At 42.7% G+C, this 13,925-nt stretch carries 15 protein-coding genes; 4 read left to right on the top strand and 11 right to left on the bottom strand.

What is annotated here, in order from left to right; translation table 11 throughout:
* The 3 genes from QZT69_RS10965 to QZT69_RS10955 all read right to left on the bottom strand — a co-directional run.
* A partial coding sequence (locus tag QZT69_RS10965) for a stage II sporulation protein M (protein WP_294674026.1) occupies positions 1-1,473 on the bottom strand: 1,473 nt, incomplete at its 3' end.
* Positions 1,474-1,650: 177 nt separating this feature from the next.
* On the bottom strand, positions 1,651-2,718 hold the full coding sequence (locus QZT69_RS10960) for a hypothetical protein (protein ID WP_294674023.1): 1,068 nt from the start codon (positions 2,716-2,718) through the stop codon (positions 1,651-1,653).
* Positions 2,715-3,200, bottom strand: a complete 486-nt coding sequence (locus QZT69_RS10955) for an RNA polymerase sigma factor (protein ID WP_294674021.1) — start codon at positions 3,198-3,200, stop codon at positions 2,715-2,717. Before QZT69_RS10955 ends, QZT69_RS10960 begins: the two co-directional genes overlap by 4 nt.
* Before the next feature lie 137 nt (positions 3,201-3,337).
* On the opposite strand from QZT69_RS10955, the gene QZT69_RS10950 reads away from it, so the two are divergent.
* The 3 genes from QZT69_RS10950 (at position 3,338) to QZT69_RS10940 (ending at position 5,036) form a co-directional block, all read left to right on the top strand.
* Entirely contained in the window at positions 3,338-3,784 is a 447-nt protein-coding gene (locus QZT69_RS10950; RefSeq protein ID WP_294674018.1) for a hypothetical protein, read from the top strand.
* 27 nt (positions 3,785-3,811) lie between these two features.
* Positions 3,812-4,537, top strand: a complete 726-nt coding sequence (locus QZT69_RS10945; protein ID WP_294674015.1) for a hypothetical protein — start codon at positions 3,812-3,814, stop codon at positions 4,535-4,537.
* A gap of 82 nt (positions 4,538-4,619) precedes the next feature.
* Complete coding sequence (locus tag QZT69_RS10940; protein WP_294674013.1) at positions 4,620-5,036, top strand: energy transducer TonB; 417 nt, start codon at positions 4,620-4,622, stop codon at positions 5,034-5,036.
* On the opposite strand, the gene QZT69_RS10935 is transcribed toward QZT69_RS10940, so the two are convergent.
* A complete protein-coding gene (locus QZT69_RS10935; RefSeq protein WP_294674011.1) occupies positions 5,026-6,975 on the bottom strand; it encodes a SpoIIE family protein phosphatase in 1,950 nt (649 codons plus the stop codon). The genes QZT69_RS10940 and QZT69_RS10935 overlap by 11 nt on opposite strands.
* A gap of 157 nt (positions 6,976-7,132) precedes the next feature.
* On the opposite strand from QZT69_RS10935, the gene QZT69_RS10930 reads away from it, so the two are divergent.
* A complete protein-coding gene (locus QZT69_RS10930) occupies positions 7,133-7,969 on the top strand; it encodes a hypothetical protein (RefSeq protein WP_294674009.1) in 837 nt (278 codons plus the stop codon).
* Positions 7,970-8,023: 54 nt separating this feature from the next.
* On the opposite strand, the gene accC is transcribed toward QZT69_RS10930, so the two are convergent.
* The 7 genes from accC to pdxA all read right to left on the bottom strand — a co-directional run bounded on the left by accC (position 8,024) and on the right by pdxA (position 13,925).
* Positions 8,024-9,358 carry an acetyl-CoA carboxylase biotin carboxylase subunit gene (gene accC, locus QZT69_RS10925; RefSeq protein ID WP_294674006.1) on the bottom strand — a complete coding sequence of 445 codons (1,335 nt, stop codon included), beginning with the start codon at positions 9,356-9,358 and terminating at the stop codon, positions 8,024-8,026.
* A 44-nt stretch (positions 9,359-9,402) separates the two neighbouring features.
* Positions 9,403-9,888, bottom strand: a complete 486-nt coding sequence (accB, locus tag QZT69_RS10920) for an acetyl-CoA carboxylase biotin carboxyl carrier protein (RefSeq protein ID WP_294674004.1) — start codon at positions 9,886-9,888, stop codon at positions 9,403-9,405.
* Between the two features lie 35 nt (positions 9,889-9,923).
* The gene (locus tag QZT69_RS10915; protein WP_294674003.1) at positions 9,924-10,913 is read right to left on the bottom strand and encodes a beta-ketoacyl-ACP synthase III; all 990 of its coding nucleotides are present in this window, start codon (positions 10,911-10,913) and stop codon (positions 9,924-9,926) included.
* Between the two features lies 1 nt (position 10,914).
* Positions 10,915-11,856 (bottom strand): phosphate acyltransferase PlsX, encoded by a 942-nt coding sequence (plsX, locus tag QZT69_RS10910; protein ID WP_294674000.1) that lies wholly within the window; start codon positions 11,854-11,856, stop codon positions 10,915-10,917.
* A gap of 32 nt (positions 11,857-11,888) precedes the next feature.
* Positions 11,889-12,080, bottom strand: a complete 192-nt coding sequence (rpmF, locus tag QZT69_RS10905; RefSeq protein WP_144332201.1) for a 50S ribosomal protein L32 — start codon at positions 12,078-12,080, stop codon at positions 11,889-11,891.
* A 21-nt stretch (positions 12,081-12,101) separates the two neighbouring features.
* A complete protein-coding gene (locus tag QZT69_RS10900; RefSeq protein WP_294673995.1) occupies positions 12,102-12,722 on the bottom strand; it encodes a DUF177 domain-containing protein in 621 nt (206 codons plus the stop codon).
* An 84-nt stretch (positions 12,723-12,806) separates the two neighbouring features.
* The gene (gene pdxA, locus QZT69_RS10895) at positions 12,807-13,925 is read right to left on the bottom strand and encodes a 4-hydroxythreonine-4-phosphate dehydrogenase PdxA (RefSeq protein ID WP_294673992.1); all 1,119 of its coding nucleotides are present in this window, start codon (positions 13,923-13,925) and stop codon (positions 12,807-12,809) included.

Here is a 13,925-nt window from a genome sequence, read left to right as displayed (position 1 = left end):
TCCCTGCAGCCAGAAAAACGGTGCGATGAAAAGTACCAGGAACATCCAGTACCACGGAACGTAAAAGAGGATCAAAAACAGGAAGCTCAATCCAAGCCAGGTTCCCGGAAGTTTTTGGAGCATAAACGGAACAAACAGTTTTAAACTCGCTTTTTGTTCCTGGTTCCTGAAATGGTAAAGAATGGAAAGCGTAAAAATCGATAAGACAATGGTCCAAAGCAAAGTCACCACGAAGTCACTGAACGACTGAATATCAAATCCCATAATGATGCTTAGCTGCGAAGCCCAGTCGTATTCGTATTGGTGAGTGAGGTCTTCGTAACGCATCAGGTCCTGGAATACAATTACAGCGATAATAATCGGAATAGTGAGCACCAGGTTGTAGCGCATGATCTTCCCGATGTGAACGCGGTAGAATGAAAAACTGTCGGAGAACATTTGTCCGAAGGTGCGGATTTTATTCAGGTCAAATACGTTGATGTATGTTTTGATCGGCGGATCGCTTTCATGCACCAGTTCCGGGTGGCGTCTTGCCACAACGATCGGGTAAATGATGTAGTAGAAAACAATGATCGCAAATGAAACCGTAATGATGGCCCATTTCGACCAGTCTGCCAGTTCCTGGTAATTGTGTGTAACATAACTTTCCAAAAATCCGGCTGCGATCAGGAAGGGAATGAGCGACATCATGATCTTCAAACCTCTTTTCGCCGAAAGCTGCAGACTTTGCAGGCGGGTATAAGAGCCGGGGAAAAGTAACCCGTTCCCGAGTGTAATTCCCGCACCGCCGGCAATGGCAATCGAACTGATCTCAAATGCACCGTGGATCCAGATTCCCAGGAAAGAAACGATCAGCAAACCTTTCAGGTGGAAGAAATATTGAAAAGCACCCAGCATGATCGAGTTGTTGAAGATCATAATATGTGTACCTATCGTAAAGAAAATCCCGAGAATGAAGGTGTAGAAAGAAACGGTGATGTTGTTCAGGGTTATTTCCAGGAACATACTGACTTGTGATCCGCTGTGATAAACGCCCAAAGGGTCGCCTTTCTCAATATTTTTCAAAGTCATTTCAACATAGCCGTCACCCAGGATCATACGCGGAAAATCCGGGTTGAAGTGCGTGGAAATGGCCCCGACAATTGTCCAGAAGAGAAAAACGAATAAAGCGAACAATAAATTCTTTCGTGATCTGTAGATTTCCAGTGGAATGGAAACCCTCCAAACGGTGAACAGTTTCCGGAACGAGTCTTTCCGCTGTTTATGCACCAGGTTATGAATCCCCTGAGCGATCTGGTTCAGGTAAACACGAACCGTCCGTTTGCTATAGAACGTCTGCGCATAACTCAAATCATCGGTAATATCCGAATATAAGTCTGCGATTTCTTCAGGATCACTAGTTTGATTTGAAGTCAAAGACTGGAATTTCTTCCATTTTTCTTTGTTCTGTTCTATGAAGGAGGTTTCTTTCATCTGGAAGGGATAAAAATAACTTTTTTATTGAATCGGAATCCTAATCCCCCATGAAATTTATTTTTTGGTTCGGCCCTTCGACTTCGCTCAGGGACCTCCGAATAAAAAATTGATTACAAACTAGCTTTGAAAGGTGACTGAGCGGATTATATAGAAGGTGACTGAGCGGAGTCGAAGTCACTTTTTCTTCGAAGACTTATGCGAAACCTCAAACTTCCCGATTTTCACGAAGAATCCGCCTTTTTGCGTTTCCGTTGCTTTACCTGTCTGGAAATCTACCGTAGTTTTGGTTTTCTCGGAAAGCGTATTCGTAATCAGCGGAATCGGGTTTTTCATATTTGAACCGCCAGTGTTTGAAGCCAGATCCTTGCTTGGTGCTTTGTTCACATCGTTATTCAAGGTAGGTGCAACCGGCTGTTTGTCGTCTTTAACCTGCGGCAAAATCGTTGGGTGGTGCGGCTTGTTCTCAGCAAGTGGAGTTTTCTCCAATTCCGGCTGAACCGGAATCAACTGCTCCGGGTTCTTATTCTCTTTTTGAACAGGGGCTGTGCGTTCTTTCAAGTTCGAATGACCGCTGTTTCCGTTCTTTGGAGTGCTTTTTTGTGCTACGTAAGTATCATCCTCCCCGATAGATCCAACAGAAGGAACCAGTTTAGCAGGTTTCTTGTCTTCCGATTTTGGTTGAGTGTTCTTTTTACCGCTGTTGTTTTGAGCAACCGTATTGGATGTCCCTTCTTTCGTATGATTACTGTTGTTGAAACCCAATTTTAAAAACAGGAGCAGAATGGCAGCAGCTGCGGCAGATCTGGCGATAAATTTCCAGGAAACCAAAGCCACTTCTTTTTCTTTCAGGTCTTCTTTGTTCGGATAAAGAACCGCTGAAGGCTGTAAACGTGTTTCGCGGTAATCGGCAACCAGTTTTTGAGCCTCCGGATGTTTTGCTAAATACCCGTCAAATAGTTTTTCTTCGTTTGCAGTAAGTACATTTTCCACTTTTCCGATCGCAAAATATTCCAGGTTTTCACCGGTTACGATCGAAAGGTCTTCCTTTTTCAACAAGTATTTTTGAAGCGGGTCCATCTTTTCCGGTGTGTCGTCCAGGAAAACCAATTCCTCGTCGATCTGCAATTCCGGATTGGCAGCTAAGAACTCCTCAAAAGCAATTCGCTCCTCTTCGGAAAGAGTTCCTTCCAGGTAATCCAGGTAAAAGGATTCGTAATTGTCGGTATGAATGAGTTTTTTCATGCTACTAATTCTGTTGATTTTAAGTAGTTCTTCAAGGTCTGACGTGCTCTAAAGATATACACTTTTACCTGTGATTCGTTCAGAGCGGTAATTTCTGCTATTTCATTGTAATTGTATCCTTCATAATCTCTCAGCAAAATGACGGTCTTTTGAATTTCCGGCAATTTGTTGACTGCTTCCTGCAGGGTTTTCTGAACATCGAATAAATGGCTCAGCGTATCATCCTGCTTCACATCCTGTCCTTCAAAGCTGGTCGTGCGTTTTTCTTTTTTCAATACATCTACCATCTGATGGTAAGCTGTGGTAAACAAATACGACTTTGCTTTGGATGCATCAATGCTCTCGTGTTTCTCCCAAACTTTCGCGAAAGTTTCCTGGACCACGTCTTCGGACAACATCCGGTTTTGGGTGTGTTTGACTACGAACCGATAAAGATTATCAGCATACAATTCAACTGCCTCATTGTATTCTTTTCTGGTCATGTAGTCGTTTAACAGTCGTAAGACTATTTCGTCCGCATAAAGTTACAGCAATGAAATCATTTTTTTAAAAAAAGTTCCGAATGCCTTGTTTTATAGTAGTTTGGAAAGTGTAATATTGCAGTAAATAAACAAACCTTATGAAATTAATAGCGATTATCCTTTTCACTTTTTCCGGAATTTCAGTTGGCAGAGCTCAATGTGATGTAGATGTGCGCGAAGCATTCGGGGGAGTTTCTTCCATCACGGTTTACAATACTTATATCACCATCGGTGCCATTGCAGATGCTTACGTGAATGAAGTCTATACTTCCGAAAGGGTGAAAGAATTAATGTCGGAGCAGACGAGCATGCTTCAATCGGTAGTTGGAATGCTTGAAAAATGCAAAGTTGCAAAGAGCAACGGATTGAGTGCAGACGATGTGGAGTATATCAAAGAATTGATTGACTGCCTGGAATCTTTGAAAAAAGAAGCTCAGGGATTGAACGATTATGCAGCAGACGGAAGTGCAGATGCTCAAAACCGGTACAATAAAAACCGTGATAAAGCGTGGGGGCAGATTAAGGAGCTGTTGGGGCTGGAATAACTGCCTTTATCGGTTCGATTATTAAAAATGACGGAGGAGAAGAAACCCTTATTCAAACGTTTTTGGTTCCGGGAAATGGTTTCATTGATCATGAAGCTGCATCCGGTTGTTTTATTCTTGCTTGGATGGCTGGATTCAAAAGAAAGTTTCCTGGTCCTGGTATTGGGTTACCTGATCTATGCTTTGCGTATCCAGGCTGAAATGGGAGTTTCCTTTGTTTATGATTACAAATGGCGTGTTTTAAATGCCATTAATCGATCAGCCGGGTCAAAAGTCGGGTCAGCCGTTTCGTATCTCCTTGGATTCGCTTTTGTTTTAGCAGTCTGGTTGTTCGTTTACCTCATTTTCTTCGGGTTGTATTATGATTCGGTTGCAAGGCAATATCCGTATGGCGGGCCTGGTCCATTCGACGGCGAGGCAGGACGCTTGTTAATCCGAACGCTTTGGATCAACGGCATTTATTTCCTGTTTGTTGAAGCCATGCAATTGAGAAGAACGATCAAGAAAATGACTCCGGAAAGACACGACATGATGCGCGCAATTTTTCTGGGTGTTCCTTTTATTAATATGACTAAATGGTCGGCCTTTCCTATGATCTGGCTCATGATCTGTTCGGCAGTATTTATCTTTTTATGTGCGGCAAGAGCATTCGAAGCCGCTATTATCTTCTATTTTATCTTTGATATAGGTTTTACTTTTTTGAAACGATTGGAAAAGAGAAAGAATGGTTCGTTGATACTTTTCACTAAATAAAAGCGACATTTGCGGTTTTCGTGGAAAAATGAAATGGAGAAATAAGTAGTATTAAAGCATTCTAACAATAAACGATTACAGTATGAAATCAATTTTGACCAAATCAATTTTAACCGGTATGTTTTCTGTTTTTGGTGTTGTGATTTTCGCGCAGGAACCGCCGGCTCCTCCAAAACCTGAAATGCACTACGACCTGGTTGACCAGGAGGCTGAATATCCCGGAGGTATGGCAGCACTGAAGAAATTCATTGCGGATAGTCTCAAATACCCGGAAACTGCTAAAGAAAAAGGAATTATGGGGAAATGTTATTTGCAGTTTATTGTTTCGGAAACCGGAGAAGTGACCAACATAAAGGTCAAGAAAGGTGTTGTAGATTGCAAGGAATGTGATTTGGAAGCCATTCGCGTTGTAAAAGCAATGCCGAAATGGACGCCGGCACAAAAGGATGGTAAAAACGTAAATAGTACTTTTAATTTACCGGTTTCCTTTAAACCGTGATCTTTATCCCCATCACACAAACATCATCCGTTTGCTCGTGGTTTCCTTTCCAGTTTTCAAATTCGGTTTTTAAATCTTGTTTCAGTTCCGGACCGCTCTTTTCTTTGTGTGCCTGGATGAAATCCCGGAAAGTGGCGTATTTGTATTTCTTGTTTTTCGGTCCGCCGAACTGGTCCGCATATCCGTCTGAGAACAAAATGATCCAGTCGTTTGCTTCGAGCTGAATTTCATGGGTTGTGAACGGCTTGGCACCGTCAAATTGACCAACAGGCTGTTTATCAGGACCGGTAACCAAAATTTCTTCTTCCCGGAAAATCCACAAGGGATTATTAGCTCCTGTCCATTGGAGGACTTTGGTTTGGTGGTTGAAACAAGCCAGTGAAATGTCCATTCCGTCTTTTACGGAGCGCGCTTCTTTCGTGAGTGTTTGAACAACCAGTTCGCGTACGTGATCTAATAACTGTCCGGTGGGCTGCTCCGGATTCAATGCCAATGATTGATAGAGGGCGTTGATACACAAAACACTGACCATTGCTCCCGGAACACCGTGTCCGGTGCAGTCTGCAACCGCAAACCAGCTTAAATGACCGCGTTTCTCGAACCAGAAAAAGTCACCGGCAATAATGTCTTTCGGGGCATAATAGACAAATGCGTTTTCGTTGAAGCTTGCCTGGATCTCGCTTTCCAATGGAAGCAGGGCCTGCTGTATGAACCGCGCATATTGGATACTCTCTACGATTTCGTGGTTCTTTGCCTCTACAATGAGTTTTTGTTCCTGCAATTCCTGCGTCCGTTCTACCACTTTTTCCTCCAGGTTTTCATACGAATGACGCAGTTTCTGCATCATCGAATTAAAGTTCTTCGAAAGCAGGTCCAGTTCCAGGCTTCCGGTGATCTCAATGGTTTGGTCGAGGTTGTCCGTAGAAATGGTTTCTGTCTTTAAAGCCAGCTCCTGGATCGGTTTGGTGAGTTTGCGCGAACGGAAATAGACAATGACTGTGAGTATGGCAAGTGTCAGCAGGAAAATAACTCCGAAGCGCCATAACAGGTCAGTTACGAGGTTTTGATAAGGCAAATCGTTTGTACCCAATTCAAGTACATAACCGGAATACAATTTCGACTCTAATACCGGGAGAAAAATGAATTCGGTAAATTCTTCACCCCTTGAAGCCGGATTGTCTGTATCAACCAAAATATGCTTCTTAGATTCCAGGCACTGAAGGTATGCTTTTTGAAGTTTGGGGTTTTTGATATGGACATCTACCACGTTTTTTACGCCCAGGTATAATTCTACCTGGTTGATCGCTTCAAAACGTTTATCCAGGCTCCGGATTTTGGAAAGCAGCAATTGTTTGAACTCATCGGCCGATTTGGAATAAAAGCCCAGTTCGATGATGTGTTTCCCATCTAAAGAAGTTTGGTAGCTGTATTTCTTGATCTTTCCGGTCTTGATTTCCAGCCCGAAACGGTCTTCCTTGAATGTTTTGGATTGGAAGATCTGATTGAAGAAGGGGATGAAGGTTTGGTTCAGTTTTTTGAAATCCAGTCCCAAATCCGGTGCGAAAGTCGTATTGACAATTTTCAGTTCCCGGTTGATCAGGTAAATGTCTTCCCGCTTGGGATCCATTTCAAGAAAAGATCGTAAGGCATTCAAATCAACTGAACGGGCATTTTGTTTTGACAGAACGAGTTGAATTTCGGTGGAAATGTGTTCCATACGCTCAATCAATGACTGCTCGTGCGTGCGCATGGAAAAATCGTAGTATTCGATTAAATTTCGCGTTTCTTCTACGATATTTTTCTTTTGCTGCTGAATATCACTTTCAACCTTATCGAGGTTGTATTGATAGGTGAGGTAGAAAACAATGGAAAAAATAAGCAGTACGGGAACCAAAATGTTCACCAGCAGCTGTCGTAGGATACTTCGTTTCGTTTTCACACAGTGAATGTAGGGAAATTCGTTTAAGTGAAATCATTTTGAGGCAATTGACAGGAAGAAATACGGCAGATGCGGTATGGTTGTTCATTGATTCAGGGCAATTGTTCATTTGTAAAATCGGATTCAGGAACGAATGTTAGTATTGCGAAAAAAATGCATGAAAACCTTTCTAAATCTTACCCTTTTTGCTTTAATTCATTTTACTTCGCAAAGCCAGAATTTGTATGTTAGAGCCTCAACCGGATACAACTTTCCTGCTGCCAGAAGCAATATGGAGAATTACCTGATGAATAAGTGGGTGGCTGTTGTTTATCCATATAACGTGGACAGGTTTCAGTATTCATTGGGAAAAGGTCAGAATATAAATGTTGAATTAGGATATACAACAAAACATAACATTGGGTTCGAACTGAATTTCTCTTATTTGAGGGGTATGAAAAATATACATGAGGGTATATACTTTGAAAACGATATCTTCCGAAGAGAGCTGTGGGGGCAGTTTTATGCTGTAAATCCGGGTGCTCACTTTTTGTGTCCGTTGGGGAAAGCATCTTTAAAGATGCATGTTTCAGGTGTTTTTGGAATGGGAAATATGTATTTCAACCTAATTGGGATATTCAATGGTGAAGAATGGATGCGTTATGAAAATAAATTTTCCGGGGGGTATTACCTGGGATTTAAGGCAGGAGTTGATTTTATATATCCTATTAGTAATCGCTGGAGTTTGTTTCTGAATGTAAATTGGGTAAATGCGAATTATTCGCCTGCCAGGGCGAAAACCAAGTATATGGAAAGCTCAATTGACAAAACACATTTGCTAAGTGTTGGGGAAAGGGAGACCATTTTTACCAATTCAATTGAAAAAGGGCAATATAATCCGGATGTTCCGTCTCAACGACTAAGAGAAAACTTCGCTGCAAGCAGTATTGGATTGCAGGTTGGGATTCAATGGAATTTGTGGACGAAAAAGCAGGAAGAGGACAAAAAGGATTAAACAAGTAGGGTCGGAATATTTTCCGACCCTACAGTATTATTTATGATTTAATCCTTAAAACTCAAACGTTTCCATGAACTTCGTAGTGAAGTTCCCTTCGTTGAATTGTGGATCTTCCATCAGTTTTTGGTGGAAAGGGATCGTTGTTTTGATTCCTTCGATGATGTATTCGTCCAAAGCACGTTTCATTTTCAAAATTGCTTCTTCGCGCGTTTGAGCAACTACGATCAATTTCCCGATCATGGAGTCATAGTTCGGCGGGATCGTGTAACCTGCGTAAGCATGGGTATCGATTCGCACACCGTGTCCTCCCGGAGAATGGTAGCTGGTAATTTTACCCGGAGACGGGCGGAAATCAGCATACGGGTCCTCTGCATTGATACGACACTGGATCGAGTGCATTTGCGGGTAGTAGTTCTTTCCTGAAATCTTTTCTCCGAAAGCAATCTTGATTTGCTCCTTGATTAGATCGTAATTGATTACTTCCTCCGTGATCGTGTGTTCTACCTGGATACGTGTGTTCATTTCCATGAAGTAGAAATCACGGTTTTTGTCAACCAGGAATTCTACTGTCCCAACACCTTCGTAATTTACAGCCTTCGCAGCTTTAATTGCCGCCTGACCCATTCTTTCACGCAATTCGTCAGTCATGAACGGAGAAGGTGTTTCTTCTACCAATTTCTGGTGACGACGCTGGATGGAGCAATCACGCTCAGATAGGTGACAAGCATTTCCGAACTGGTCACCTGCGATTTGGATCTCAATGTGACGTGGTTCTTCGATGTATTTCTCCATGTAGATCCCGTCGTTCCCGAAAGCAGCAGCTGCTTCCTGGCGCGCTGAGTCCCACGCAGCTTCCAAATCTTCTTCTTTCCAAACGATGCGCATTCCTTTTCCACCACCACCGGCAGTAGCTTTCAAAATGATTGGGTAAACCACTTTTTTAGCAGTTTCGCGAGCATCGTCCAAATCTTTTAACAATCCTTCTGATCCCGGAATACAAGGTACTCCTGCAGCGATCATGGTTGCTTTAGCTGTTGCTTTATCCCCCATTCCGGCAATCTGCTCAGGCAATGCCCCGATGAATTTGATATTGTGCTCCTGGCAAACGCGGGAGAATTTCTCATTTTCAGAAAGGAATCCGTATCCCGGGTGAATGGCATCTGCATTGGTGATTTCTGCAGCTGCAATGATGTTTGCTATTGATAAGTAAGATTTGTTACTCGGAGCCGGGCCGATACATACTGCTTCATCAGCAAAACGAACCGGTAAGCTTTCTTTATCGGCAGTAGAATATACTGCAACCGTTTTGATTCCCATCTCTTTACAAGTACGAATGATACGTAAAGCGATCTCACCACGATTGGCAATTAATATTTTTTTGAACATAAAATCTTGTTTAATGAATAACTAGTTGTCGTACAACTTGTCGATTAAGCAGGATCTACCAGGAATAAAGGTTGATCGTATTCTACCGGTGAAGCATCGTCAACTAAAACTTTAACGATCTTACCAGTAAATTCAGCTTCAATTTCATTGAATAATTTCATCGCTTCGATGATACAAACAGTATCTCCTTTGTTGATGGATTGTCCAACGCTTACGAAAGGCTCTTTATCCGGTCCGGAAGAACGGTAGAAAGTGCCGATCATCGGAGATTTAACAGTAATGTATTTTGAATCTTCTGATGCTGCCGGAGCCGCTGGTGCTGGCGCTGCCGGGGCTGGAGCCGCCGCAGCTGCAGGAGCTGCTGCAATTTGAGGAACAACCGGAGCTGCTGCTTGCACGATGATTTGAGACTCTGCTTTCTTTGTCTCTGATTTAATCGTGATTTTAAAGTCTTTTTGCTCAATTTCTACTTCCGTAACACCTGATTTTGCTACAAACTTAATTAAGTCTTGGATTTCGTTCAGATTCATATCAGTATAATTTAATAGTTGTTTTTTCGATTATATTAAGAATTATAAGCCCATTTTATATACACGGCTCCCCATGTAAATCCACCACCAAAAGCGGATAGAATTAAATTGTCGCCTTTTTTCAATTGCTTTTCCCAGTCCCACAAACAAAGTGGCAATGTGCCTGCAGTGGTATTTCCGTAACGTTGAATGTTGATCATTACTTTTTCTTTCGGAACACCCATTCTGTCTGCAGTTGCATCAATGATTCGGAGGTTTGCCTGGTGTGGTACCAACCAATCCACGTCTTCGGCAGTAAGGTTGTTGCGCTGCATGATCTCGGCAGATACTTCAGCCATATTTGTTACCGCAAATTTGAAAACCTGTTTTCCTTCCTGCTTCACAAAATGCAAACGCTGTTCAACAGTTTCATGAGTAGGAGGATTTACTGATCCGCCTGCCGGCTGGTACAGGTATTGTCTTCCCGCTCCGTCAGATCTTAGGATCGCATCCTGGATTCCTAAACCTTCTGTATTCGGTTCCAACAAAACAGCACCGCCACCGTCGCCAAAAATGACGCAAGTCGTGCGGTCTTCATAATCCAAAATAGCGCTCATTTTATCAACGCCGATTACGATTACTTTTTTGTGTTTACCGGATTCGATGAAACTTGCACCTGTTTGCAAACCGTAAATGAAACCTGAACAAGCTGCGATCAAATCATAGCCCCAGGCATTTTTCATTCCGATTTTGTCGCAAACAACATTTGCGGTGGAAGGGAAAGGGTAATCCGGAGTGACAGTTGCCAAAATCACCAGCTCAATGTCTAATGGATCGGTATTTGTCTTTTCCAATAATCCTTTTACGGCTGCTGCGGCAATATCCGAACAGGCGCCTTCACGGAGAATGCGTCGCTCCTTAATCCCGGTTCTTGTTGTAATCCATTCATCAGAAGTATCAACAATTTTAGCTAAGTCGTCATTTGTTACTACTTCCTCAGGAAGATAACCACAAATGCCTGTTATTGCTGCGGTGATTTTACTCATTTTATTGATTAAAAGCTTCGTTAATGTTTTTTGTAAGATCTGATTTTGCCACTTCGTAGGAGTGCAGTAGCATACTTCTTACAGCCTTGTCGTTAGAGATTCCGTGACCGATAATGACATTACCCTTCACTCCAAGAATCGGAGTTCCGCCGTAATTCTCATAATTGAAACGATCAAAGTATTCATCACGCAGGCCTCTTTTACGCATGAGCGTGTAGATTCCTTCGGCTTGTTTTAAAGCAATGTTGCCGGTGAACCCATCACAAACAACAACGTCTGCCACACCGGTGAACAGATCACGGCCTTCGATGTTACCAATGAAATTAATCTCATCCGATTCAGCCATCAATTTGTGGGCTGCGATCGTGAGCAGGTTTCCTTTGGTTTCTTCTTCACCAATGTTTAATAAACCGATACGCGGATTTTCTACACCATAAACAGATTTGGCATAGAGACTTCCCAGAACGGCAAATTGATAAAGAACATCCGGTTTACAATCTGCATTGGCGCCAACATCCAACAGAATGGAGTTTTTACCATCAACTGTGGGCAATACGGATGTAATACACGGGCGAATAATACCGGCAATGGTGTTGACCTTGTAGATCGCACCAACCAGCATTGCACCTGTATTTCCTGTACTGGCAAAGATGTCTATTTCCTTTTTAGCGAGCAGGTCAAAACCCACGGCAATACTGCTGTGAGGTTTTGTCGGGATTGCCCGTGTCGGATGGTCATGCATCGTAATGACGTCAGGGGCATGAACAATATCATACCCTGCCGGATCTTCATTCAACGCGTTAAGGCCACTCAAGATTTGCTCTTGGTCGCCGATCAACACGAGACGCACGTCCTGAGGAAGTTCTTTTCTAGCAAGTACAGCACCGGCTATATTGGCCTCTGGTGCGAAATCACCGCCCAAAATATCTATTCCTATCTTCATCAGGAGGAATGTTTACTACTAAACAGCGCGAATTAAATCGCTACTTCTTTCTCAGCTACTACTCTTCCTTTGTAGTACAATTTGCCTTCATGCCAGTGTGCATGGTGGAACAAATGCGGTTGACCTGTTGTAGGGCAAGTTGCAATGTTCTTAGCAATTGCTTTGTCGTGAGTTCTTCTCTTGTCACGGCGTGTTGTCGAGGTTCTTCTCTTTGGATGTGCCATTTTACTTATTTATTTCAATCGTTAATTCAAATTTTTCAATGCGGACCATCGCGGGTCTATCGGTTTGTCATCGTCCGGATCATCCGAATCATCGTCATCTCCTTCATCATCCCAGTCTTCTCCACTGTCCTCATCATCGTCCCAATCTTCATCTTCATCCCATTCGTCGTCTTCATCCGGCTGATTTGCATTTACAATGTACTTGTTATACAAATCCATTACTTCCTCGTTACATTCCCCTTCCGGATGAATTCTTCGGGCCGGTAATGAAATGACCAACAACTCATAGATCGGTGCCGAAACATTTAGTTCATAAGACTCCGGGTGAAGAATAACTAAATTCTCGTCTTCGGAAACTTCTGTTCCAAACTTGTAAACAATGCGGTAATCACCGTGGATCTGTACTTCCATCGGATCATTGCAGCGATCACATGGAGTGGTAACAGTTCCTGAAAGCGAAAATTCGGCAATCATCATTGTTTCCTTCTTTTCAAATGCAAGTTCTACCAGAACATTAGCATCATCAATCAGCGTGTTTTCAACACCTTCAAAGAACGTTTTGTCTATGTTGAACTCATAGCGATGCGTCCCTGTTTTTAATCCTGCAAATTGGATTATGAACTCATTCGTAGATTTCTTCACTACACAAAAATTGGAGGGCAAAGGTAGAAAAAAATAAACGAAATGATACTTATTCTCAATTTTATTCGTCTAAATTTTATTTTCTTACTCAATTTCATGTTGTCTGTCTCCTCTTTTTCGGTGAGGTGCCGACTCCTGAACCTGCAATGGATTCGCCGCGATCTCTTTCAAAAATTTGCGGGTATTGAAAATATCAATTGCCAGGTAAATAGCGCTTCTCATGGATTGCGGATTCGCTTCATTTTTCCCGGCAATGTCAAACGCTGTCCCGTGATCCGGTGATGTTCTTACGATCGGTAATCCTGCAGTGTAGTTTACACCGTCCTCAAAAGCCAATGCTTTGAAAGCTGCCAATCCCTGGTCGTGGTACATGGCCAGCACGGCATCGTATTGACTGCGATTCGGGCTTCCAAAGAATCCGTCGGCAGGAAATGGTCCGAGTGCAAAAATGTCTTCATTTCTGGCCATATTGATTGCCGGAGTAATGATTTCTGCTTCTTCAGCCCCCATTTTTCCGTTTTCCCCGGCGTGCGGATTTACTCCAAAAACGGCAATTTTCGGACGCTGGATCCCGAAGTCTTTTTTCAGACTATTGTCCAGTGCTTTGATCTTTGCCAGGATCTTTTCGCGCGTCAAAGTGCCTGAAACGTCTTTTAAAGGAACGTGTGTTGTAACCAGAGCTACACGAAGTGAGCCACTGACCATCATCATCAATGCTTCGTCCATTCCTGCCAAGTGTGCCAGGTACTCCGTATGTCCCGGGAATTGAAATCCTGCTTTCCCGATTGCTTCTTTGGAAATCGGGGCTGTCACCAATACATCAATTTTTCCGGCAGCTAAATCTTCTGTTGCTTTTTCCAGGGAAAGAAAGGCATATTTCCCGCTTGCTTCGGTTCCTTTTCCTAATTCGAACTGAACTTCTTCATTCCAGACATTAATGATATTGATTTTGCGGTTAACAGCTTCATTAGCCGTCTTGCAGGTCTGGTAATTGAATTCAGGTTCGTTCAACGCTTTTTTATGAAAGGAAATGGTTTTGGACGATGCGTAAATGATCGGTGTACAATCCAGCAACATGCGGTTGTCTGCTAATGATTTGATCACTACTTCCGGCCCGATCCCGTTGATATCTCCGATTGAAATTCCTACACGAATAGGAACTGCACGGCCTTCTTCTTTGATTTTTTCTTTCTCTTTTTCCAT

The organism is uncultured Fluviicola sp. (genome assembly GCF_902168135.1).
Taxonomy (GTDB): Bacteria; Bacteroidota; Bacteroidia; order Flavobacteriales_D; family Crocinitomicaceae; genus Fluviicola.
Note: the sequence above shows the minus strand (reverse complement) of the source record. Positions and strands in the feature narration are given on the sequence as shown.

What these genes read in the sequence shown, in the direction of transcription:
- QZT69_RS10960 (WP_294674023.1), bottom strand. Translation starts at nt 2,718, where the DNA reads ATGAAAAAACTCATTCATACCGACAATTACGAATCCTTTTACCTGGAT.
- QZT69_RS10955 (WP_294674021.1), bottom strand. Translation starts at nt 3,200, where the DNA reads ATGACCAGAAAAGAATACAATGAGGCAGTTGAATTGTATGCTGATAAT.
- QZT69_RS10950 (WP_294674018.1), top strand. Translation starts at nt 3,338, where the DNA reads ATGAAATTAATAGCGATTATCCTTTTCACTTTTTCCGGAATTTCAGTT.
- QZT69_RS10945 (WP_294674015.1), top strand. Translation starts at nt 3,812, where the DNA reads ATGACGGAGGAGAAGAAACCCTTATTCAAACGTTTTTGGTTCCGGGAA.
- QZT69_RS10940 (WP_294674013.1), top strand. Translation starts at nt 4,620, where the DNA reads ATGAAATCAATTTTGACCAAATCAATTTTAACCGGTATGTTTTCTGTT.
- QZT69_RS10930 (WP_294674009.1), top strand. Translation starts at nt 7,133, where the DNA reads ATGAAAACCTTTCTAAATCTTACCCTTTTTGCTTTAATTCATTTTACT.
- accC (WP_294674006.1), bottom strand. Translation starts at nt 9,358, where the DNA reads ATGTTCAAAAAAATATTAATTGCCAATCGTGGTGAGATCGCTTTACGT.
- accB (WP_294674004.1), bottom strand. Translation starts at nt 9,888, where the DNA reads ATGAATCTGAACGAAATCCAAGACTTAATTAAGTTTGTAGCAAAATCA.
- QZT69_RS10915 (WP_294674003.1), bottom strand. Translation starts at nt 10,913, where the DNA reads ATGAGTAAAATCACCGCAGCAATAACAGGCATTTGTGGTTATCTTCCT.
- plsX (WP_294674000.1), bottom strand. Translation starts at nt 11,856, where the DNA reads ATGAAGATAGGAATAGATATTTTGGGCGGTGATTTCGCACCAGAGGCC.
- rpmF (WP_144332201.1), bottom strand. Translation starts at nt 12,080, where the DNA reads ATGGCACATCCAAAGAGAAGAACCTCGACAACACGCCGTGACAAGAGA.
- pdxA (WP_294673992.1), bottom strand. Translation starts at nt 13,925, where the DNA reads ATGGAAAAAGAGAAAGAAAAAATCAAAGAAGAAGGCCGTGCAGTTCCT.